Raw genomic sequence first — 22,026 nt, forward strand, 5'->3', positions numbered from 1 at the left:
CTCACTATTATTCATTTTTAATGAAAGTCAATCAGTCCTAGCCTGACGGTCATTCGCCTCAGCGCTGGAGTACGACCATGTCGCCCTTGATTCGCCTGCTCGCCAGTTTCATAGCCCTGATGATGGCCATGGGCATCGGCCGCTTCGCCCTTACACCGCAGTTACCTCATTTGATCGGCGAAGGCCAGGTGGACTTGACCGCCGCCGGTCTGATCGCCGCCGCCAACTACCTGGGTTATTTCCTCGGGGCGCTGGACGCCATGTTTGCTCGTCGCGCCGAACAGGTACAGCGGCGTTTATTGGGCGGCCTGTGGTTGTGCGTGCTGCTGACGCTGGCGTCGTTCTGGGCCTGGGGCTTCTGGCCGCACTTGGCGCTGCGCTTCGGCACAGGCGTGGCGAGCGCTTGGGTGATGGTGATGATCACCGCCCTCAGCCAACCCTTGGCTGCGGCGGCAGGACGGCCACGCCTTGGTGCACTGGTATTCGCCGGACCGGGGCTGGGGATTTTTCTCACAGGCTTGTTGGCCCTTGGCTCGAACCTGCTGGGCCAGACCTCCGACGTGTTGTGGCTGGTATATGCCGGCGCGGCACTGTTGATGTTGCTGGTGATCCTGCCGGCCCTGCCGAAACCCACGTCGGCAGCCGCCCCAGCAGCATCCGTCGTTGCATCCAGCAATCGCGGCATCGCCCGGCTTTGCGTGGTCTACGCCTTGTATGGCGTGGGCTACATCATACCGGCGACGTTCCTGTCGCAGATGGCTTCGGCGCAGTTCCACGGGCAATGGCAGGCGGATCTGTTCTGGCCTTGTTTCGGCCTGGCGGCCGCCACGGGCGTGCTGTTGGTGAGTCTGCGGCGGCCGAACCCGGACACCACTGCCCGGTGGTTGATGGCCACTTTATGGCTGCAAGCCGCGGGCGTGTTTGCCTGCATGCTGGGCAGTGGCACAGGCCTGGCGCTGGGCGTGATCCTGTGTGGCGCCCCGTTTCTGGCCTGCATGCAATTGATGGTGATGCGCGCCCGGGAACTGGCGCCCCATGCCACCCAGCGCAACATCGGTTTGTTGACCGCATGCTTCGCCGTCGGCCAACTCAGCGGCCCCCTGTTGGCGGCACTGAGCAGTCACTTCAGCGGCGGCTTGCAACCGGCATTGATCGTTGCCGGCAGCGGCCTGGTGCTGGCGGGCGGCCTGTTGCTGCGGCCCACCAATGCGAGCGCGGTGAAACCTTGCGCCCAGACCGCCCTGCGCTGATCAAGCCGGGCCGACCGGGTTTAACGACGGGTTCAGGTGTAGGAAGGGTTGGCGTCGGGCCAAGGCGAAATACAACACGCCTCCAAGGAAGCAACCGGTGAACCAGGCAAAGTTGGCCATTGGCTGGAGGAGCGGCGTGAAAGTGATCGCCACGCCCATCAGCGTCGCCGGGATCAACGCTTTGACTGCTGTCCAGTTAATGCCCCCGCTGTAGTAATAGCGCCCGGTCGGGCCATCATTGAATAGCGAATCAACGTCGATCTGCTGCTTCTTGATCAGGTAGTAATCCACCAGCAGGATCCCGAAAAGCGGGCCAATAAACGCCGCTAGCACGTCCAGGGTGTAGTGGATCACTTCAGGGTTATTGAACAGGTTCCAAGGCGTGATGAAAATCGAGGCCACTGCCGCGATCATGCCGCCGGCGCGCCAGCTGATCTTGCTCGGCGCGACGTTGGCGAAATCAAAAGCCGGGGACACGAAGTTGGCGACGATGTTGATGCCAATGGTTGCGGTGACGAACGCAAAGGCTCCCAGCAAGACGGCCACGTCGTTGTCGATGCGTGCCACGGTGGCGATCGGGTCGTGGAGCATCTCGCCGAACACTGGCAACGTCCCGGAAACGATCACCACGGTGACCAGGGAGAACGCCAGGAAATTCACCGGTAGCCCCCAGAAATTGCCGCGACGTACGTCGGACATGCTCCGGCAGTACCGGCTGAAATCACCGAAATTCAAGGTAGGGCCGGAAAAGTACGACACAACCAGGGCCGTTGCCACGATCACTTGGCCGAATGCCTGCCAGCCGGACAGCGATTTTTCCGCCAAGGTAAAACTGATGTTGCTCCAGCCGGCCTTCCAGACGATCCAGCCGGCCAGCAGGAACATCACGGCATACACCACCGGCCCGGCCCAGTCGATGAAGCGACGGATCGACTCCATGCCCGTCCAGAACACCAGCGCCTGAACAAACCACAGCCCAAGGAAACCGAACCATCCCAGGTAGGACAACCCTGCAAAATGTGGCGTCGCGTAGACTTCCATCGAAGGAAAAAACCGCAGGACCACGATGATCAGAGCGCTGGACGCCAGGTACGTCTGGATCCCATACCAAGCCACGGCGATCAGCCCACGAATGACCGCCGGGATATTCGCCCCGAACACGCCGAACGCCAGCCTGCAAATGACCGGATAAGGCACCGCCGCCTGTTGGCTCGGTTTGGCGACCAGGTTGGCAATCAACTGCACGATACAAATCCCGCCGAGCAAGGCAATCAGCACCTGCCAACTCGCCAGGCCCAAGGCGAACAGGCTGGCAGCAAACACATAACCGCCGACGCTGTGCACATCACTCATCCAGAACGCGAAGATGTTGTACCAATTCCATTTCTGCGGCAGCGGGCCCAGGTCTTCGTTATAGAGGCGGGGGCTGTAGCCGTTGGGCAATTGCTCGGACATTGCGGGGCTCCTTGGGGTGCCGCCGTGCTCCCGCGTTTGATTGTCCACCATACTGCGCACGGGAGCCGGCGTGGTTTGTATACGGGTTCCTACGCAGAATGCGTGCCATGGATGGTGGATACGAGACAAACCGCGCTTTTCAGCGCAGGTAAAAACCGAACGAACACAACAGAACGCCCACGAACGGGGCGCGGGTGCATGGTTAAGGTGCAAGGATTTTTGTATACAGCGAAGATTTGTGGCGAGGGGATTTATCCCCGCTGGGCTGCGGAGCAGCCCCAAGAATAACCACTCAATCTGGCAGGTACACCGAGGCGTTCGAATCAGGGCTGCTTCGCAGCCCAGCGGGGATAAATCCCCTCGCCACAGGATGACCTAGCCAACGGTGGTTTGCTCGGCCTAACGATCAAGTCAACTCAATACGATCAGCATGAATGATAATCTGGCCATTCTTGTACAGCGCACCAATGGCTTTCTTGAAGTTGCCCTTGCTGACGCCAAACAGACTGGTGATCAGCGCAGGATCGCTCTTGTCGCTCACCGCGAGCGTGCCGTTGTTCTCACGCAACTTGGCAAGAATCTTGGCGTTGAGGCTGGTCGCCGCTTCCTGGCCCACCGGCTGCAAGCTCAGGCTGATCTTGCCGTCCGGACGGACTTCCTTGATAAAGCCCTTTTCCTGTTTGCCGGCGCGCATGAACTTGAAGATTTCGTTCTTGTGGATCAAGCCCCAGTGCTTGTTATTGATGATTGCCTTGAAGCCCATGTCGGTGGCTTCGGCGACCAGCAAATCCACTTCCTGACCAGGCGTGTAGTTGGCCAGGGTCTTGTCCAGATAACGATCCAGGCGTGCCGTCGCGGTGATGCGGCGGGTGTGCTTGTCCAGATAGACGTGGACCACGCAGTACTCGCCGGCGGTCAGCTGGCGTTTCTCTTCGGAATACGGCAACAGCAAATCCTTGGGCAGGCCCCAGTCCAGGAACACGCCGATGCTGTTGACTTCAACCACTTTCAGACTGGCGAATTCGCCCACCTGGACTTTTGGTTTTTCTGTCGTAGCGATCAGTTTGTCGTCGCTGTCCAGATAAATGAAAACATTGAGCCAGTCTTCATCTTCGCTGGGAATATCCTTGGGGATATAACGGTTGGGCAGCAGGATTTCACCGTCCGCGCCGCCGTCCAGATATAAACCGAAGTTAGTATGTTTAACCACTTGCAAACTGTTGTAGCGCCCGACTAAAGCCATTTCCAAATACCCTCGTTACGTGGGCGGCATTCTACCCGGTTTTGGCGTGCGATTCGTCGCCGCCAGCATCGATCGGCGTGCGCCCCTTGATTTTTCTGGCTTTTTGGCCCGCAGGCGGCCATTCGTCAGAAGACACTGGGTTTGAATCGCCCCGCTTACGTTTTAATTTTCAAGACAGGTTGTTATTTAAAACAGTGGCTTAGGTCAATACACAGGCATGAGTCGGTCGATATTCCAGCCCTGCTGCAAATAATTCAGGGGGATATTTGCCAAGCAATTGTCAAGTATTTCCTGTACGATGCCTGGCCCAATTAATTATCCATAGGTTAATGGCCGTCATGCGCGTAAAAGCATCCAACAGCAAAGCAAAGCCAGCTCCAGCCGTTGAAACCAGCGAGTCGATCAACGACCAGATCGCTGCGTTCCTCAAGTCCGGCGGTGAAATCCAGCAGATTGCCAAAGGTGTCAGCGGCCAGACATTCGGCCCGTCCAAGCAGATCAGCCTGGGCAAGAAGTAATCCCCGCGTCACCTGGTCCCAAAGCGCTTTGAATCTCGAAGCGCTTGGACTGGAACCCCTCTCTCAGCCCCCTTCCCCGCAAAAATCGACGAACGGCCATCTCGGTCGAGCATTCGCCGGTATGCTTGCACCTCTCTAGCTCAAGCGTTTCAGCTTGGTTACGGTTCCCTGCTCCTCGCTATTCATGGAGTGAAGCATTTGCGCATTACTGTTGTCCTGCTGGCGTTCAGTCTGCTCCCTTGTCCTGCTTCTTATGGGCAGGTGTTTCAGCGCGAGCTCGGTGACTTCGACCTTAAACTCGGCACCACACCCAGCCGCAGCATGGCACAGGGCCTCGTCACGCCGTCGAGCACCGGCTCGTTCCATGGCGGCCTGGACCTGAGCCATGACAGCGGCTGGTACGTCGGACAATGGTCACCCAGCGCCGGCTTCTCCGCTGACCTGGAAGTCGATTCCTACATGGGTTTCAAACAGCCCTTCGACCAGACCTTGGGTTACGAAGTCGGCCTGATCCATTACAGCTACCCCACCGTCGATACCGTCGACAGCCAGGAATTCTATGGCGGCCTGACCATTCTAGGTAGCCGCTTCGGTGCTGCCTTGAGCAACGACCCGGACAAACAGAACAGCACCCTGTTCGCCGACCTCGGTGGCAACGTGCCCTTCGGCATCGGCATCAGCGCCAAGTACACCACCCACCAACTCAATACCCCGGTCTCGGTGGAGAATGGTTACGTGGGCAGTTTCAGCGACTGGTCGTTGAAAATATCCCGTCCCTGGAAAGGTATCGACCTGGACCTGATCTACAGCGACTCAAGCCTCAGCGGCAGCAGTTGCTCGGCCTATTCCGGGCACAACAGCGAATGCGACAGCCTGCTGACCCTGAAGATGGCCCATCCTTTTTACTAAGCGTTACTTATTCGTTCGGCTGAACTGCCGCGCGCCTGCCATGCTCAAACAAATCACCTCCGCCTTCGCAAGGACCCGCTCATGTCGCGCTGGTTAACACGCACCGCCATGTTCATCGCCCTGCTGCTGACACTCACCGCTTGCAGCCGTGTCGGCCTGGCCTACCGCAACCTCGACCTGATCATTCCCTGGACCCTCAACGATTACCTGGAGATCAACGGCGAGCAAAAGGACTGGTTCGACGATCGCCTCAAGGAACACCTGAGCTGGCACTGCACCACGCAACTGCCGGGCTATCTCGATTGGCTGGACCGCCTGAAGACCATGGTGCAAACCAACGCGGTAACCGACGAAGCCCTGCAGCAACGCACCCGCGAGGCGAAGGCGGCCATCGCCGAAACCGCCCGGGCAATCACCCCGTCGGCCATCGAACTGCTGCAAGGCCTGAGCGACGAACAAGTCGCCGACATGGACGCCGCGTTCGTCAAGGACCAACAAAAGCGTCAGCGCGAATACCTCAAGCCGACGTTGCAGCAGCAGATCCAGGAACGTGCCGAGCGCATGGAGAAACGGCTCAACGACTGGATCGGCCCGCTCAACGACGCCCAGCGCCAGCGTGTGATGGCTTGGTCTACCGCTCTTGGCGATCAAAACCAGCAATGGATCGCCAACCGCGCCCACTGGCAAAACCAGTTCAGCGAGGCCGTCGCCCAACGCCACAGCCCCGACTTCCCGAAACGCATCGAGCAACTGCTGGTAAACCGCGAGAGCCTGTGGACGCCCGCTTATCGCGAGGCCTACAACAAAACCGAAGCCCAGGCCCGCAGCCTGTTGGTGGACCTGATGGCCGACAGCACCCCGGCGCAGCGTGAACGGCTATTGCAGAAAATCGACGGCGTAAAGAAGGATTTCAGTGATCTGAAATGCTTGAAGGCAGCACGCTCGTAAAACCACTGTGATCCATGTGGAAGATCCAATGTGGGAGCGAGCTTGCTCGCGATAGCGGCCTGACATTCAACAGGTGTTTTGCCTGTTTAATCGCCATCGCGAGCAAGCTCGCTCCCACACGGTTCAGTGCCAGCCTTTCAGGCAATCTGCGCCTTCGAAGCCAAATCATCAAAGGTAAACTCATCCAGCGCATCTTCCTGTTCATCCAGCACCTGACGCGGATGATCATTGCCCGGAATACTGCTGTCGATCAGGCTCAACAACCGCGAGCCGCGAGGCGTCAGCACGAAGTTTTCGCCATTACCGCCCTCTTCCTCCGGCCGAGGCTCGATATACCCACGCTCCAGCAGTAATTTTTCGTACTCTCCGGCGACCGCTTTCAGATGATCAAGGTTCTCGATTTCCTCGCCCTGAGCCGCCTTTTCCGCCGCGTGCTGCTCCGCGTAGGGCCGAGGGGTAAAACTGTGGCCGGCGCCGTTCTGCACTTCGTGCAGCAACCGTTCGATCAAGTCCCAGTTATAAGTCGTCATCCTGGTCCATCCTCTAATGCTTAAAGAGTGAGATGCCTACTTAAAGTGTGACCGAGGCGGTTCAGCGCCGTTCAGCTTGGTTTTCCAACGGATCCACCAGCCAACCGACCAACGGTGTGTCGAAACCGTGGCCGCCCAAACGACTAGGCATTGCAAACGTCGATAATTGAATCCCTGAGGAGAAGCCCCATGAACATCGAGCACCCTCCGGTCGTCTCGCGGGAAGCCTGGCTCGCCGCCCGCCGCGAACACTTGGCCCACGAAAAAGCCTTCACCCGTGAACGAGACAAACTCAGCGCCGAACGCCGCGCCCTGCCCTGGGTAAAAATCGACAAACCCTACCGCTTCCAAGGCCCCCACGGCGAATTGAGCCTCGCCGACCTGTTCGGCGGCCGCAGCCAACTGATCATCTACCACTTCATGTTCGGCCCCGGCTGGACCGAAGGCTGCCAAGGCTGCTCGTTCCTGTCCGACCACATCGACGGCGCCAACCAACACCTGGCCCACCACGACGTCGCCGTCGTAGCCGTCTCCCGCGCGCCCTTCACCGAATTCCAACCCTTCAAACGCCGCATGGGCTGGGCCTTCGATTGGGTCTCGTCGCAAGGCTGCGACTTCAACTACGACTTCGGCGTCAGCTTCAAAACCGAAGACACCGCCGCCGGAACAGCCACCTACAACTACGAAAAAACCGACACCACCGAAGGCGAACTCCCCGGCCTGAGTGTCTTCTATCGCAACGAAGCCGGCGACATCTTCCACACCTACTCCACCTACGCCCGCGGCCTCGACATCCTCGTCGGCACCTACAACTACCTCGACCTCACGCCCAAGGGCCGCAATGAAGACGAGATCATGGATTGGGTGCGGCATCATGATAAGTACGAAGAGGCCAGGCCCCAGGGTTGCTGCCACAGCTGATACGTCAGCCCGCCCAGTCGAGCGACGTGGCGAGGGAGCTTGCTCCCGCTCGACTGCGCAGCGGTCGCCTTCTGTGTCCGCGGGCACCAACAGGATGGCTCAGGCGAAAGCGAGCTTCTTAACTACAACAAATCAATGTGCTGACGAGCCACCCAGAGATCGTAAGCATCCTGCATCGCCAGCCAACTCTCCGGCGAGCGGCCAAATACTACAGACAGCCGCATCGCCATTTCGGGCGACACGGGGCTAGTGCCCTTCAAGACACCGTTCAGTGCCGAGGGGGCTACATCGAGTTTTACTGCCAGCTCACGGCTGCTGATGCCGTTGGGCTCTAGATAAGTCTCAGTAATGAACACCCCGGGATGGGGAGGGTTGTGCATGTTAATCAGCTCGGCGCGGTGGAAGAAGTCCTCGTCTAGCGGAGGTATATCGCTGGTATCGATGTCCGAGTCGTTCATCTTGAGCAGGCGCTCCCAATCGGTTTTCGATGTTTCCGACATAACGTATGCCTTCTATTTAGTAGCTATCGGGTGGAGACATGCAGACCTCATCGCCTCGCCGTTCGGTGTAGCCCACCACGCCAACCACATACTGATCAGACCAATGGTTCGACGCGGCGCACCTTTGACCAAAGAGACTACTGTCGAAACCGTCCTTCTGAAATCAGACGCGTCCCGTATAGAAGTACGAAGGATCCCGCTCGAAGGTTGAAACTTCCTACAAACGGACAGATGACAAAACAGCTCGTAAATGGAAGAAACGAGGACTTATCCGCATCCCAACGGACGCTAAGAGGCCAAGCCCTGCGGCCACTGATGCGGATAAGCACAATCTAGCCGAGCACCGCCCCGTGGCGAGGGAGCTTGCTCCCGCTCGACTGCGCAGCAGTCGCTTGCTTTAAGCCGACAAATGCCAGGCCAAACGTCCTACATAAAGCTCAGAAAGCGGCGTCTTGTGGCTCCGGAGTGGACCAGCTTATAGCACCTCGTCGCCCAAAAAGGCGACCGGGTTTGGCGACCCGAATAAACAGAGAGACTCATCAACTTCCGAGGCTCTTGCTATGACTAGATTCATGCCCATCACTGGCGTCGACTGCACGCCCGCCACCCTGCTCATCGACACCGAAGCCCCACTCGACGTCCTCTTCGAAACCGCCGACTACCGCATCCGCACCGTGACCCAACTGCTGGAAAACATCGCGTTTCGTTCGGATATCAGCTCCGATACGGTTGTGCTTTCGGACTTTTGCAAAATGCTGACGATAGCGTTGCGTGATGGGTGTGACGTGCTGGATGTAATTGGGAGACGGTTGCGGGCGCAAGCTGCTGAGTGACGAAAACGGGCGACCTTTGGGTCGCCGTTTTCACATGTGCGGAAAGCTAAAGAAAACCAGGGACACAGATAACGTAGTCTGTCCCCGGTTCTGCTTAGCTCCATCTGTGCTCTCATTTAAGGTTTGTATTGTCTGGTCCTGAAACGGCTGTAAACCTATTTCAGGACTAGACATCCTTTTAAGGACAAGCCAACACTTAACGACCTACAAAATTAGACGGAATCGCTGCTTGCTTAAATAAATAAACCTTCTCAACAGGGCAATCGGGATAGATCCATTTGGCCCAGTTCTTAATCAGCCATTCCCTTGAAATCTCTCGGGTATCTGAAAAACGACTTTCAAGAGGTAGGCGCACCACCAAAAGCCCCGCCTTATTACCGGACGCAACGGCAATAGAATGCCCGTACTGGTCGTCCGGAATATCAACGACCATGAAATCTACGATCTCCTCATACGGCCATTTAGCAGGGAGTCGGAATATCTGCCCACGAGTTATCGCTGGAGCCAGACTATCGACTAATTTGATACCTTTCATTATTTAACCCTCAAATCATGCCCACCAGATGTGTCCTTTGAATTAGGAACAGCAACCAAATCAAAATAATATTCGCCAATGTGTTTTCCTGTTTTGCCGTGCACCTGCTCCAACCTGCCAGGAAAAACGGGGACGGAAAAACGGGGACAGACCCTGAGGGATCCCCGAATTTTCTTATAGAAAATCAAGAAGTTGGAACATTGAAGAGACCTGCATGAGTCGGCAACTTGGTTTGCACCACGCAAAAACAAGATCCCGAACCCATGCAGGCCATCCGATTTTTACACAGAGCGCTCGCTCAAGCACTTCCCTCTGTCCATTCCCGTCGTCTGACTACGTTGATGAGTTGTGTTAGTTCATTGCTGCAAGGCCGTCGTCTGACGCTGACAGGACTAGGGCGGTCGATGCCAGGCCGGGCTTACCCCAAACATGCCATCAAGCGAGTAGATCGATTGCTGGGTAATCAGCACCTCAGAGCAGAGCGCCCACTGTTCTACTGGGTGATGTTACGAGCGTTGCTGGGCTCGCTAAAACATCCATTGATTTTGGTCGACTGGTCTCGAATTGACGCCCCAGGAGACGCGTTCTTGTTGAGAGCAGCGATTCCGTTGGCCGGACGCTCATTTCCCATTTATGAAAGTGTGCATGAGCGTGAGAGTTGCCCGAGATACCAAAAACGATTGCTCAACACACTGGCTGAACTACTGCCTGACGGCTGTATTCCCATCTTGGTAACTGACGCGGGTTTTCGACGTCCATGGATGAAGGCGGTGGCAGCACAGGGCTGGTATTACGTAGCTCGCATACGAAATCGTGAGCTTTATCGCACTGGTGGCGCTGACTGGCAACCCGTGAAAAGCCTATATGCTCTGGCCACTTCATCACCCAGATTGTTGGGCCATGTCGAGATGACCCGTAGCGCTCCCCATTTCATCGACTTGTATTGTGTCCGGCACTCAGCCAAAGGACGAAAGCATCAACGCGTCACAGGCTCAATCGCCAAAAGCAAGCTCAGTCGACAGTCCGCCAGGCGTGAACGTGAACCTTGGTTGCTGGCGAGCAATCTGGAGCACAGTGAGTGGAATCCGGCGAAAATCGTCGCGATTTATAAAAGGCGCATGCAGATCGAAGAAGGCTTCCGGGATGTAAAAAGTGAGCACTTGGGGTTGGGGCTGAACCTGCATAGAAGTCATTGCCCTCGGCGCATTGAGGCGCTGCTGTTGATTGCGGCTCTGGCCAACTACCTCATCTTCCTGACAGGGCTACAGGCCCGTGAAAGCAAATTGGAACAGCGTTATCAAAGCAACAGCCTAAAAGATAGACGGGTGCTTTCGTTGTGGCGCTTGGGACTGGAGTATTGGCGTTGCTGTACGGACTTTGGCGGACGAGAGCATTTAGAAAAGCTCGAGCAGGCCCTGCGTGACGAGGTGCATTATCAGGCGCAGAGCCTGGCGTAGATTTGTGGGGATCCCTCAGGGTCTGTCCCCGGTTCTGCTGCTCACAAACATCAAAAATCGCTAATACTATTCACACCCTCACTGGAACCCACTGACAGCATGCAAATAATATTTAAAATTTCTGCGGGCAGCTCAGATCCCTTTTTACCACTTTTGGGTTTGGCGACCAACTTGTATTCTCCCCCACTAAAATCATGACTATACAGCCCCTTTTTCGCCATAGAAACAAACGACTGCAAGTATCTATTCCGTTGAGCTTCGGAGCTGAACACTGGTAGATTCTCTTCGACCACCTCAACCTCAAAGCATTCTTTTAACGAATCAAAATACTCATATATCAACTCATATTTAGAAAGGGACTCTTTTATTGACTGCGGAACGCCCCCCTTTCCTCCAGTCGCAAAATGCGCAAGAAACCCATCTTTATAAGAAGCAAACCAATCTAAGTCATTGACTTCCAAAAACTCATCATCCATTTCCATTATTCCGCTCCAAAGATATTTGTGCAATTCTCGCAACGTAGAACTACGTCTCCTGTTCGAGGGCGAATCGCAGGAGTAAATTTAATATCACTGAGCTTAAGGCTAGGATTGCTCAAAAGCAGTTCATTAGCAGCTCTAAACTCAGCACAACGACCCAGGGTGTTGCCACATGCTGTTTTAATACCCAAACCTCCGAGCTTGTCCGCGTACGCCTGCAGTTCAGGTGCAATCGTACTCGGAACAGCTCCACTAGAAGTAGTAACTATTTTCCCTGTTAATGGATCCACCGCACCGATAACAGTTGGCGGCTTATACTTACCAAACGTTCCAATGTACTTCTCTAGCTCTTGATTAGCATCGTCAAGGAGCTTAGCTACATCCTCTTTTGTTGTCCCAGCAATATTTTTTTCTGCATCAACCGCCCCCGCAAGATTACCCCCAGCCTTCGGTGTCAGTCCATTACTGGTCTCAAGGTAGAGCTTGCCGTCCGCTGCCAACACTTCCGTGTTACCAATGACCCGACGGTAGCCCTCTGGCAAACCACCCGTCACGCTGGCTCCCGAGAAACTGCCTTCACGATAGCCTGCAGGCAAAGCGGTTTTCTCTGCCGTTAGGGTCGCTCCCGTACGTATGGCCTTGGCTTCAGTAAACTTATCCAAAGCCGCCTGAACCCGAGGCGAGATCCCTGCTTCGCCAGTGCCAGCACCACGCGCGCCGCCTGAGGTAGGTATGACCAGCGCAGCCACGCTCGTTGCGTTTTCCCACTGATCAGTGACCTTCGCCAGGTTCGTCAGGTCGTTTAGTGAGGAAAAAAGGGGACAGATTTATTTTCCCATCGGCGTTTACCTCCCACGCGATCAACCAGGTCCGGATCGCCCCCCATCATCACAGGCTCAGAAAATAAATCTGTCCCCTTTTTTTTTCACCTTGTCCCGTCCTGAATAAGGTTTACACCTCTGATCTGCTTTTTCAGGAGGACGTAATGGAGTCAGTAAAAAGGCGTAGTCAGCGAGACTACACGCTGACCTTTAAATTGTCGGTCGTCGATCAGGTCGAAAAAGGCGAGCTGAGTTATAAAGAGGCTCAGGAGCGCTACGGGATTCAAGGCAAAACGACCGTTCTGACGTGGTTACGCAAGCACGGTCGGCAGGATTGGAGCCCAGGCGCATACATTGGCTCGCCGAGGATGGGGTCTATGCCCGACAAAAACCGACCATTAACGCCAGAGCAACGCATCAAAGAGCTTGAAGAGCAGTTGGCGCTGTCCAATCAGAAAGCGCAGTTTTTCGAGGCGGTCGTGGATGTCTTGAAAAATGACTACGGTCTCTCTGTCGTAAAAAAGCGTCCCGGCAAGTCCTCGCCCAAAAACGAATCCAAAACCTGAGCATCAGCAGGGCTTGCCAGTTCATGGGGATAAGCCGCCAGGCTTACTACAAACGCAATCGCGCCGATGCGGCGCGTCTCGCTCTGGATCAGAAAGTTGCCGATTTCGTTCAGCAAAAACGTCAGCGGCAGCCACGTTTGGGCGCCCGAAAGCTGCATTACTTGCTGCAGTGCCAACCTCAGCTTGAGCTGCAAGTGGGTCGAGATCGCCTGTTTTCGATTCTGCGTGAACGGCGTTTATTGGTAGCCCGCAAGCGGGCGTATCACAAGACAACCGACAGCCATCACCGCTTTCGGCGTCATCCAAACCTGCTCAAACCCGGCCCTAATCAAGTTATTCCCAGCGGCCCGGAACAAGTCTGGGTGGCTGACATCACCTATCTGCCCACTCAGGAAGGTGTGGCCTACTTGAGCCTTGTGACGGATGCTTTTTCACGAAAGATCGTGGGCTATCACGTCCATGAAAGCCTACACACCAAGTCGGTCGCGCAGGCGCTGCGCCGAGCGGTGAAATACCGTCGAACGGAGCAGCCGCTGGTGCATCACTCAGATAGAGGCAGCCAGTATTGCTCGGGAATGTATCAGGAGTTGCATGCGAAGCACGGCATCAGGTGCTCGATGACTGATGGCTATGACTGCTACCAAAACGCCTTGGCAGAGCGGGTCAACGGGATATTGAAGACAGAGCTTTTGCTCCAGCGGCCACAGGATTTAACGCAGGCGAAGAAGATGGTCAGTGAGTCGGTATCGATCTACAACCGCGAGCGTCCACACCTGTCTCTGAAATACAAAACGCCCGATGCGATGCATCGGGCGTTGGGGTGAAATAGGTGTAAACCTATTTCAGGACTAGACACCTCGCGAGAGGTGCGTGTTGTGTATTGAGATTTTGCTCCTGTTAAGGGGCGAAAAATCATGCTCAAAAAGGGCGTATTGGTTAGGTAGACCGAAGGTCGTCAGACTGGGGTGCAGAAAGACTACAGAACGGGTGCAACTTGAGTGCAGAGAGGGCGCAATCAGGGTGCAGCAGCAACTGAAAATACCGGCGCAAGAGTGCGCCGGATCACAGACAAAGCAAAATACCTGCTGATTAAGACTCTGGCAAAACCGAAAGTACTGCTTTAAAAATATAAGCTCCATCATCAACGGCTGATGATGCCTCATATATTGCTTCGGTCGCTGTCATAAGCGAATCCTCTCCGCCAGCTAAGGACAGCGCCGATACAGCGCGGGCCTGGCTAAACAACTGAAGTCCTTCTTCATTTAAGTTTTGCCCTTCATCCAGGCTGTCTTGCAAGTCAAAATACTTCTCATCTAACTGTGCAGCTAAAGCATCTAGCCCAGAAACCTGATCAGTCGTGAGTTTATTACCAGATCGTAGCTGCCTAAGAGATTCGACAACAATAGGCACCTCTACTGGACAGGCCTGAAAAGCAAGTTCACAAGCCACTTTTACAGCACTTCTTCGTTGCTCTTGACTGACTAACTTAAGCTTTTCTACAAGGCCTTTCTCAACCATTTCTAAACGCATAATCATTGTTTAGCCTTTGGCAGTGGTTTTAATGGTGTTGACACATTGGCCCCTGTCGGCTCAATTACGTTCTGACATGATGCACAGACAGGGCGTGTCGCACCGATATCAACAACTTTCAATCCGTTAGCGTTGGCATAGCTGACAATATCCGCTTCTGCGTGGCCAGTTCCAACAACTACTTTCTCGCCTTCTTGCAAACTCACTCCAGGGCGAAGATAGCCACGAGGTTCACTTGTACTGACCAGAACAGAGCGAACACCATTCGCATCCTCTACTACCGCAACCCCCATAGTTATTCGGCCTTGAGAGTTCGCAGGTATTTGTGACTGAATTTCACTTACACGATTTTGGACAAGGTTTGATGGGTTGTCATAGGCAAGACCTCGCTCTAAGGATGTACCTGCGCCTTTTGCACCCACCACCACCGCATCAGCACCACCAGCCGCAGCAAGCCGCCTAGCCAGCAAGGCCCTTAATACCGCAGGCGCCCCCGTAACTGCAAGCGCAGCATCCAAATCCCAGGTAACCCTTTCGATCCCACCGCCGACTATAGTTGAAACCCTTTGCACCAGGTCGTCGAACTCTTGCCGGCTACTGGAAACTCCAGCGATTTCCCTAAGATAAGTGACGGCGTCCCGACCGAATTGCTCCCTCCAAGCCGTGGGAACGATCTCAGGCTCATTGGCCCAATTGTTGTTGCTGGACCATTGGGAGGCGGTATTGAACAAGGCCGGATCAACAAACTGAGCCGTCGTCGCCTGTGTCTAGTCCTGAAATAGGTTTACACCTATTTCACCCCAACGCCCGATGCATCGCATCGGGCGTTTTGTATTTCAGAGACAGGTGTGGACGCTCGCGGTTGTAGATCGATACCGACTCACTGACCATCTTCTTCGCCTGCGTTAAATCCTGTGGCCGCTGGAGCAAAAGCTCTGTCTTCAATATCCCGTTGACCCGCTCTGCCAAGGCGTTTTGGTAGCAGTCATAGCCATCAGTCATCGAGCACCTGATGCCGTGCTTCGCATGCAACTCCTGATACATTCCCGAGCAATACTGGCTGCCTCTATCTGAGTGATGCACCAGCGGCTGCTCCGTTCGACGGTATTTCACCGCTCGGCGCAGCGCCTGCGCGACCGACTTGGTGTGTAGGCTTTCATGGACGTGATAGCCCACGATCTTTCGTGAAAAAGCATCCGTCACAAGGCTCAAGTAGGCCACACCTTCCTGAGTGGGCAGATAGGTGATGTCAGCCACCCAGACTTGTTCCGGGCCGCTGGGAATAACTTGATTAGGGCCGGGTTTGAGCAGGTTTGGATGACGCCGAAAGCGGTGATGGCTGTCGGTTGTCTTGTGATACGCCCGCTTGCGGGCTACCAATAAACGCCGTTCACGCAGAATCGAAAACAGGCGATCTCGACCCACTTGCAGCTCAAGCTGAGGTTGGCACTGCAGCAAGTAATGCAGCTTTCGGGCGCCCAAACGTGGCTGCCGCTGACGTTTTTGCTGAACGAAATCGGCAACTTTCTGATCCAGAGCGAGACGCGCCGCATCGGCGCGATTGCGTTTGTAGTAAGCCTGGCGGCTTATCCCCATGAACTGGCAAGCCCTGCTGATGCTCAGGTTTTGGATTCGTTTTTGGGCGAGGACTTGCCGGGACGCTTTTTTACGACAGAGAGACCGTAGTCATTTTTCAAGACATCCACGACCGCCTCGAAAAACTGCGCTTTCTGATTGGACAGCGCCAACTGCTCTTCAAGCTCTTTGATGCGTTGCTCTGGCGTTAATGGTCGGTTTTTGTCGGGCATAGACCCCATCCTCGGCGAGCCAATGTATGCGCCTGGGCTCCAATCCTGCCGACCGTGCTTGCGTAACCACGTCAGAACGGTCGTTTTGCCTTGAATCCCGTAGCGCTCCTGAGCCTCTTTATAACTCAGCTCGCCTTTTTCGACCTGATCGACGACCGACAATTTAAAGGTCAGCGTGTAGTCTCGCTGACTACGCCTTTTTACTGACTCCATTACGTCCTCCTGAAAAAGCAGATCAGAGGTGTAAACCTTATTCAGGACGGGACACTGCAGACAAAAAGGGGACGGATTTATTTTCCAGTCTTCACCCTTGGCCGCCCCTGACCTCGTTGTTCTACCCGGATACCAACTATCCGCTCTACCTCATCAACGAAGCGTCCCGTCCCAGTCAACTGGCCTCGCTGCAACGCATCACGGATCAAACGGACCTGCTCTGCAGGTATGGCCTCGCACACGAAAGCCTCATACCTACGACGCCGCTCCAAAGCTGTAGCGCCCAGAGCAACGAAGCAGGGATCGACATCCAGCCATTCGCTGTCAGGCCCATCACCCACCCTGCTTCTGTAGCTCGACCAAAGGTAGTCCGCCACATCGGCCACCATTTGAGCGCGTACGGGATTCAATTCAATGTAACGACAACAGGCAAGGAGATAGGCATCTGATTGCGCCACGCTGGATTTGTAACGACTTTCCCATAGCGTACCGGAGCGCCCTTCGAGTCGATTGCGGTATCGCGTGGCTCGCGCCGCTAAAGCCTTCATGAAAAAAAAGGGGACAGATTTATTTTCAGTCACTGTCCCGTCCTGAATAAGGTTTACACCTCTGATCTGCTTTTTCAGGAGGACGTAATGGAGTCAGTAAAAAGGCGTAGTCAGCGAGACTACACGCTGACCTTTAAATTGTCGGTCGTCGATCAGGTCGAAAAAGGCGAGCTGAGTTATAAAGAGGCTCAGGAGCGCTACGGGATTCAAGGCAAAACGACCGTTCTGACGTGGTTACGCAAGCACGGTCGGCAGGATTGGAGCCCAGGCGCATACATTGGCTCGCCGAGGATGGGGTCTATGCCCGACAAAAACCGACCATTAACGCCAGAGCAACGCATCAAAGAGCTTGAAGAGCAGTTGGCGCTGTCCAATCAGAAAGCGCAGTTTTTCGAGGCGGTCGTGGATGTCTTGAAAAATGACTACGGTCTCTCTGTCGTAAAAAAGCGTCCCGGCAAGTCCTCGCCCAAAAACGAATCCAAAACCTGAGCATCAGCAGGGCTTGCCAGTTCATGGGGATAAGCCGCCAGGCTTACTACAAACGCAATCGCGCCGATGCGGCGCGTCTCGCTCTGGATCAGAAAGTTGCCGATTTCGTTCAGCAAAAACGTCAGCGGCAGCCACGTTTGGGCGCCCGAAAGCTGCATTACTTGCTGCAGTGCCAACCTCAGCTTGAGCTGCAAGTGGGTCGAGATCGCCTGTTTTCGATTCTGCGTGAACGGCGTTTATTGGTAGCCCGCAAGCGGGCGTATCACAAGACAACCGACAGCCATCACCGCTTTCGGCGTCATCCAAACCTGCTCAAACCCGGCCCTAATCAAGTTATTCCCAGCGGCCCGGAACAAGTCTGGGTGGCTGACATCACCTATCTGCCCACTCAGGAAGGTGTGGCCTACTTGAGCCTTGTGACGGATGCTTTTTCACGAAAGATCGTGGGCTATCACGTCCATGAAAGCCTACACACCAAGTCGGTCGCGCAGGCGCTGCGCCGAGCGGTGAAATACCGTCGAACGGAGCAGCCGCTGGTGCATCACTCAGATAGAGGCAGCCAGTATTGCTCGGGAATGTATCAGGAGTTGCATGCGAAGCACGGCATCAGGTGCTCGATGACTGATGGCTATGACTGCTACCAAAACGCCTTGGCAGAGCGGGTCAACGGGATATTGAAGACAGAGCTTTTGCTCCAGCGGCCACAGGATTTAACGCAGGCGAAGAAGATGGTCAGTGAGTCGGTATCGATCTACAACCGCGAGCGTCCACACCTGTCTCTGAAATACAAAACGCCCGATGCGATGCATCGGGCGTTGGGGTGAAATAGGTGTAAACCTATTTCAGGACTAGACACACTGCAAATCAGGTCAAAATGCTGAGCACTCCGCTAGTCACGAGGAAAATAAATCCGTCCCTTTTTTCCGCAATTGAGGATGCGCTGCCCGGGTTAAAGAAAAATAAATCCGTCCCCGTTTCTCAATGAAGGTCTGCCTGACGGCAGGCCATTACCGGCCCGCACACAAAAAATCTGACACTCCCGAAGAAGACCGGACACTTCCCATTTTGCACCGCTGTGGCTTTGCTTAACTCTTCACAACTAAATCCATCGCAATAGCTAACTTTAACTGAGAATGACGACCTCGTAGTTTTTTACGATACTGTTCAATTTCAATAGCGACGAAGTTTTCAGGCTTCGGATCTCCACAGTTTCGAGACAGTTCAAAACTGACCACAATAGAGCCGTTTACCAGAAGCACGTAAAAGTCCTCTCCCTGGTCGGGCGTGTGGCTAAGCACATAGGCAGACGAAATCGGGCCGAACATTCCCTCAAGAAATGTCAAAATTATTACATTATTAAATATGTAGCATGCTGAACAAATTAGCGTCTCTCTAATTTTCATCTCAGTCACACTGCCTATAAGTTTCATTTAAGCACCCCAGGAAACGCGGACACTAAATTCCCAGCCTCATCTGTTAGCACACTCATTTTCGTTGTGGGAGAAAAATCATTAAATTTATCCGTCCCAATATTTTTCCCTACGTCCACCTCCCGCGTCGACAAAAAGGGGACGGATTTATTTTCCGGTCTTCACCCTTGGCCGCCCCTGACCTCGTTGTTCTACCCGGATACCAACTATCCGCTCTACCTCATCAACGAAGCGTCCCGTCCCAGTCAACTGGCCTCGCTGCAACGCATCACGGATCAAACGGACCTGCTCTGCAGGTATGGCCTCGCACACGAAAGCCTCATACCTACGACGCCGCTCCAAAGCCGTAGCGCCTAGAGCAACGAAGCAGGGATCGACATCCAGCCATTCGCTGTCAGGCCCATCACCCACCCTGCTTCTGTAGCTCGACCAAAGGTAGTCCGCCACATCGGCCACCATTTGAGCGCGTACGGGATTCAATTCAATGTAACGACAACAGGCAAGGAGATAGGCATCTGATTGCGCCACGCTGGATTTGTAACGACTTTCCCATAGCGTACCGGAGCGCCCTTCGAGTCGATTGCGGTAACGCGTGGCTCGCGCCGCTAAAGCCTTCATCATCTGTCCCAATCCAGCGATGGACTCACCCGGAGCCAGTAACAGATGAACATGATTGGTCATCAAACAATAGGCGTAGACCCTGACCCCAAACGCGTCCTTGAGCTCGCGCAGATCCGTCAGGTAGCGTTGATAATCCTCGGGGACCGCAAAAACTACCTGACGGTTGTGACCGCGTTGCACGATATGGTGTGGGTAATTCGGCAAAACAATACGTCCCATCCTAGGCATATTTGACCTCTCCTCCGTGGAAGCTTTCAGCGTAGCAAAGGCTTAGAAAATAAATCTGTCCCCTTTTCTCCTCTTTTCTCTTTTTTCTCTTCCTTGACCTTGAATACCCTTGCCCCACTCAATCCCAGTAGTAGCACGGTCTACCGCCCCGCCAGTTACTTTTGCAACAATTAAACTTTAAGAGACACATAAAATTCTGGCCAGAGCTCCCCCCTCAAACTTATAACTAATCGCTCCCCCTCAAACTTAAACTCACGCTCCAACTCCTCACTCTTGAACCCAGAGTTTGGCGGACAATCAACATCCAGCGTTTCGTCATAAATGGCGGCCCATTTTAATAGACGTTCCTGAAGCTCTTTAGAAATCGGAAGTTCACAAGGGTCCATGTCCCCATACTCACCTGGAGACATATTCCAAATCGGATAACACTGATAATCCGCCATTAATTTTATACATTTCACTTAACGCTCCCCCTTGGATTTGCACCGAAAAAAAACGGGGACAGACCACGTTTTCCTGCTATCGGGGAAACGCACATATAACGTGGTCTGTCCCCCGATTCTGCTGCCTGTCCCCGATTCTGCCTCGGTTCTTGCCCTTTTGGACCAGCACGAAGCCGGTGTTAGATTATTCGAAACCTCTACACATTAAGTACACCTACTAAAAGCCAAGCGCAGGGCCGCACCTATATCAGAAGGGCTACTACCGCTGGGGATAGTGACATACTTACTCTCACTTATACCCTTGCCGCTCCAAGCCTCTAGCTTTTCGTGATGGCTGGGGCGAATAGTGATCTGATCGCTCTTATTTTCGATACTGCACTTTTTCATATCTTTAAATAATGCACGCTTGGTCTTGTAGCCATAGCGTTCCAAAGTGCTGCCAGCCCACTGATCATATCGTTGATTGGTCAGATTGTAATCGTAGAGCTCCATATCAAAAGTAGCTTCAGGATGAATCCAAACATCCTTACGCGGCTCGGGAAGCACAAATCGGCTATGAGCCAAGGCGTCAAGCACAGCAAGGCCTAGCTCTTTATCGGCAGCGTCAGGGCTGAAAAAATGCTCTACACCTTGTGGGTCTGCTTGGCTACTTCGATATCCAGAAAACGTTTTTATGGAAATGAAATTTTTATTCATTTTCGCATCTGCCCAAGCTGTTTTTACGACATCACTCATCTTAATCTACCTTGGTAATTTTCACCGTAACGCCTTTGCTCTGACCATAGCTCTATTAATTTGATCCCATTGAGCACTCGTCGTAGCCTTTGGAACTGCCACTTGCAATTCACGACTAGTAATTTGACTAGAGGATACTGTTACGTCCTTCAAACCGTACTCAGTAAACCCTGCGGCGGTATCAATATTTCCCTTGAGCGATGAATAAACCTGACTTGGATTGGCAATTTTAACCGCAGTGGTCGTATAGACAAAAAGGGGACGGATTTATTTTCCAGTCTTCACCCTTGGCCGCCCCTGACCTCGTTGTTCTACCCGGATACCAACTATCCGCTCTACCTCATCAACGAAGCGTCCCATCCCAGTCAACTGGCCTCGCTGCAACGCATCACGGATCAAACGGACCTGCTCTGCAGGTATGGCCTCGCACACGAAAGCCTCATACCTACGACGCCGCTCCAAAGCCGTAGCGCCTAGAGCAACGAAGCAGGGATCGACATCCAGCCATTCGCTGTCAGGCCCATCACCCACCCTGCTTCTGTAGCTCGACCAAAGGTAGTCCGCCACATCGGCCACCATTTGAGCGCGTACGGGATTCAATTCAATGTAACGACAACAGGCAAGGAGATAGGCATCTGATTGCGCCACGCTGGATTTGTAACGACTTTCCCATAGCGTACCGGAGCGCCCTTCGAGTCGATTGCGGTATCGCGTGGCTCGCGCCGCTAAAGCCTTCATCATCTGTCCCAATCCAGCGATGGACTCACCCGGAGCCAGTAACAGATGAACATCATTGGTCATCAAACAATAGGCGTAGACCCTGGCCCCAAACGCGTCCTTGAGCTCGCGCAGATCCGTCAGGTAGCGTTGATAATCCTCGGGGACCGCAAAAACTACCTGACGGTTGTGACCGCGTTGCACGATATAGTGTGGGTAATTCGGCAAAACAATACGTCCCATCCTGGGCATATTTGACCTCTCCTCCGTGGAAGCTTACAGCGTAGCAAAGGCTTAGA

At 54.2% G+C, this 22,026-nt stretch carries 21 protein-coding genes and 5 pseudogenes; 9 read left to right on the plus strand and 17 right to left on the minus strand.

Annotated elements, in window-relative coordinates; genetic code table 11:
- The first annotated feature begins 77 nt into the window (after positions 1–77).
- Positions 78–1,250, plus strand: a complete 1,173-nt coding sequence (locus J3P90_RS18565; RefSeq protein ID WP_434562927.1) for an MFS transporter — start codon at positions 78–80, stop codon at positions 1,248–1,250.
- Here J3P90_RS18565 and J3P90_RS18570 read toward each other — a convergent pair whose 3' ends face one another.
- Positions 1,251–2,705, minus strand: coding sequence for an NCS1 family nucleobase:cation symporter-1 (locus J3P90_RS18570; RefSeq protein ID WP_434562925.1), 1,455 nt, complete (start codon positions 2,703–2,705; stop codon positions 1,251–1,253).
- A gap of 406 nt (positions 2,706–3,111) precedes the next feature.
- Positions 3,112–3,948 (minus strand): CvfB family protein, encoded by an 837-nt coding sequence (locus J3P90_RS18575; RefSeq protein ID WP_434675194.1) that lies wholly within the window; start codon positions 3,946–3,948, stop codon positions 3,112–3,114.
- Between the two features lie 329 nt (positions 3,949–4,277).
- Between J3P90_RS18575 and J3P90_RS18580 the strand changes: the two genes are divergently transcribed.
- From J3P90_RS18580 to J3P90_RS18590, 3 genes are all read left to right on the plus strand, one after another.
- Positions 4,278–4,466 carry a hypothetical protein gene (locus tag J3P90_RS18580; protein WP_018607615.1) on the plus strand — a complete coding sequence of 63 codons (189 nt, stop codon included), beginning with the start codon at positions 4,278–4,280 and terminating at the stop codon, positions 4,464–4,466.
- Positions 4,467–4,664: 198 nt separating this feature from the next.
- A complete protein-coding gene (locus tag J3P90_RS18585) occupies positions 4,665–5,375 on the plus strand; it encodes a TorF family putative porin (RefSeq protein ID WP_434675195.1) in 711 nt (236 codons plus the stop codon).
- An 81-nt stretch (positions 5,376–5,456) separates the two neighbouring features.
- Positions 5,457–6,323: a DUF6279 family lipoprotein gene (locus J3P90_RS18590; RefSeq protein ID WP_434610195.1), complete on the plus strand. Its 867-nt coding sequence runs from the start codon at positions 5,457–5,459 to the stop codon at positions 6,321–6,323.
- Positions 6,324–6,460: 137 nt separating this feature from the next.
- Here the strand turns inward: J3P90_RS18590 and J3P90_RS18595 are convergent, their stop codons facing one another.
- Positions 6,461–6,853: a hypothetical protein gene (locus J3P90_RS18595; protein ID WP_030141150.1), complete on the minus strand. Its 393-nt coding sequence runs from the start codon at positions 6,851–6,853 to the stop codon at positions 6,461–6,463.
- A 189-nt stretch (positions 6,854–7,042) separates the two neighbouring features.
- Between J3P90_RS18595 and J3P90_RS18600 the strand changes: the two genes are divergently transcribed.
- A complete protein-coding gene (locus J3P90_RS18600) occupies positions 7,043–7,774 on the plus strand; it encodes a DUF899 domain-containing protein (RefSeq protein WP_434675196.1) in 732 nt (243 codons plus the stop codon).
- A gap of 99 nt (positions 7,775–7,873) precedes the next feature.
- Here the strand turns inward: J3P90_RS18600 and J3P90_RS18605 are convergent.
- A pseudogene (locus J3P90_RS18605) lies at positions 7,874–8,154 on the minus strand (HigA family addiction module antitoxin).
- Between the two features lie 680 nt (positions 8,155–8,834).
- Between J3P90_RS18605 and J3P90_RS18610 the strand changes: the two are divergent.
- Positions 8,835–9,107 (plus strand): hypothetical protein, encoded by a 273-nt coding sequence (locus J3P90_RS18610; RefSeq protein WP_420766644.1) that lies wholly within the window; start codon positions 8,835–8,837, stop codon positions 9,105–9,107.
- Between the two features lie 196 nt (positions 9,108–9,303).
- Here J3P90_RS18610 and imm45 read toward each other — a convergent pair whose 3' ends face one another.
- A complete protein-coding gene (gene imm45 / locus J3P90_RS18615) occupies positions 9,304–9,642 on the minus strand; it encodes an Imm45 family immunity protein (RefSeq protein WP_420766645.1) in 339 nt (112 codons plus the stop codon).
- Positions 9,643–9,905: 263 nt separating this feature from the next.
- Here imm45 and J3P90_RS18620 point away from each other — a divergent pair, with 263 nt between their 5' ends.
- Positions 9,906–11,099 carry an IS4 family transposase gene (locus J3P90_RS18620; RefSeq protein WP_434675197.1) on the plus strand — a complete coding sequence of 398 codons (1,194 nt, stop codon included), beginning with the start codon at positions 9,906–9,908 and terminating at the stop codon, positions 11,097–11,099.
- A 50-nt stretch (positions 11,100–11,149) separates the two neighbouring features.
- Here J3P90_RS18620 and J3P90_RS18625 read toward each other — a convergent pair whose 3' ends face one another.
- Both J3P90_RS18625 and J3P90_RS18630 read right to left on the minus strand, forming a co-directional pair.
- On the minus strand, positions 11,150–11,581 hold the full coding sequence (locus tag J3P90_RS18625) for a hypothetical protein (protein ID WP_434675198.1): 432 nt from the start codon (positions 11,579–11,581) through the stop codon (positions 11,150–11,152).
- A complete protein-coding gene (locus tag J3P90_RS18630) occupies positions 11,581–12,327 on the minus strand; it encodes a hypothetical protein (protein WP_434675199.1) in 747 nt (248 codons plus the stop codon). The genes J3P90_RS18625 and J3P90_RS18630 overlap by 1 nt, the downstream gene beginning before the upstream one ends.
- 236 nt (positions 12,328–12,563) lie before the next feature.
- On the opposite strand from J3P90_RS18630, the pseudogene J3P90_RS18635 reads away from it, so the two are divergent.
- Positions 12,564–13,817 (plus strand): annotated as a pseudogene (locus tag J3P90_RS18635) (IS3 family transposase).
- 237 nt (positions 13,818–14,054) lie between these two features.
- Here the strand turns inward: J3P90_RS18635 and J3P90_RS18640 are convergent.
- The 4 genes and pseudogenes from J3P90_RS18640 to J3P90_RS18655 all read right to left on the minus strand — a co-directional run.
- A complete protein-coding gene (locus tag J3P90_RS18640; RefSeq protein WP_434675200.1) occupies positions 14,055–14,501 on the minus strand; it encodes a hypothetical protein in 447 nt (148 codons plus the stop codon).
- Positions 14,498–15,226, minus strand: a complete 729-nt coding sequence (locus J3P90_RS18645; protein ID WP_434675201.1) for a hypothetical protein — start codon at positions 15,224–15,226, stop codon at positions 14,498–14,500. Before J3P90_RS18645 ends, J3P90_RS18640 begins: the two co-directional genes overlap by 4 nt.
- A gap of 36 nt (positions 15,227–15,262) precedes the next feature.
- Positions 15,263–16,516: pseudogene (locus J3P90_RS18650) on the minus strand (IS3 family transposase).
- Between the two features lie 77 nt (positions 16,517–16,593).
- A pseudogene (locus J3P90_RS18655) lies at positions 16,594–17,064 on the minus strand (transposase); the annotation flags it as partial.
- 87 nt (positions 17,065–17,151) lie between these two features.
- On the opposite strand from J3P90_RS18655, the pseudogene J3P90_RS18660 reads away from it, so the two are divergent.
- Positions 17,152–18,405: pseudogene (locus J3P90_RS18660) on the plus strand (IS3 family transposase).
- Between the two features lie 233 nt (positions 18,406–18,638).
- On the opposite strand, the gene J3P90_RS18665 reads toward J3P90_RS18660, so the two are convergent.
- From J3P90_RS18665 to J3P90_RS18690, 6 genes are all read right to left on the minus strand, one after another.
- Positions 18,639–18,983, minus strand: a complete 345-nt coding sequence (locus J3P90_RS18665; RefSeq protein ID WP_434675202.1) for a hypothetical protein — start codon at positions 18,981–18,983, stop codon at positions 18,639–18,641.
- Between the two features lie 147 nt (positions 18,984–19,130).
- Positions 19,131–19,832: a transposase gene (locus J3P90_RS18670; protein ID WP_434675203.1), complete on the minus strand. Its 702-nt coding sequence runs from the start codon at positions 19,830–19,832 to the stop codon at positions 19,131–19,133.
- Between the two features lie 170 nt (positions 19,833–20,002).
- Positions 20,003–20,293 (minus strand): hypothetical protein, encoded by a 291-nt coding sequence (locus tag J3P90_RS18675; RefSeq protein WP_434675204.1) that lies wholly within the window; start codon positions 20,291–20,293, stop codon positions 20,003–20,005.
- Positions 20,294–20,479: 186 nt separating this feature from the next.
- Positions 20,480–21,010: a contact-dependent growth inhibition system immunity protein gene (locus J3P90_RS18680; RefSeq protein ID WP_434675205.1), complete on the minus strand. Its 531-nt coding sequence runs from the start codon at positions 21,008–21,010 to the stop codon at positions 20,480–20,482.
- Between the two features lie 21 nt (positions 21,011–21,031).
- Positions 21,032–21,277 carry a hypothetical protein gene (locus tag J3P90_RS18685; RefSeq protein ID WP_434676591.1) on the minus strand — a complete coding sequence of 82 codons (246 nt, stop codon included), beginning with the start codon at positions 21,275–21,277 and terminating at the stop codon, positions 21,032–21,034.
- Positions 21,278–21,979: a transposase gene (locus J3P90_RS18690; protein WP_434675206.1), complete on the minus strand. Its 702-nt coding sequence runs from the start codon at positions 21,977–21,979 to the stop codon at positions 21,278–21,280.
- Positions 21,980–22,026: the final 47 nt, after the last annotated feature.

The sequence above is a fragment of the Pseudomonas sp. D3-10 genome (assembly GCF_051132175.1).
GTDB lineage: Bacteria > Pseudomonadota > Gammaproteobacteria > Pseudomonadales > Pseudomonadaceae > Aquipseudomonas.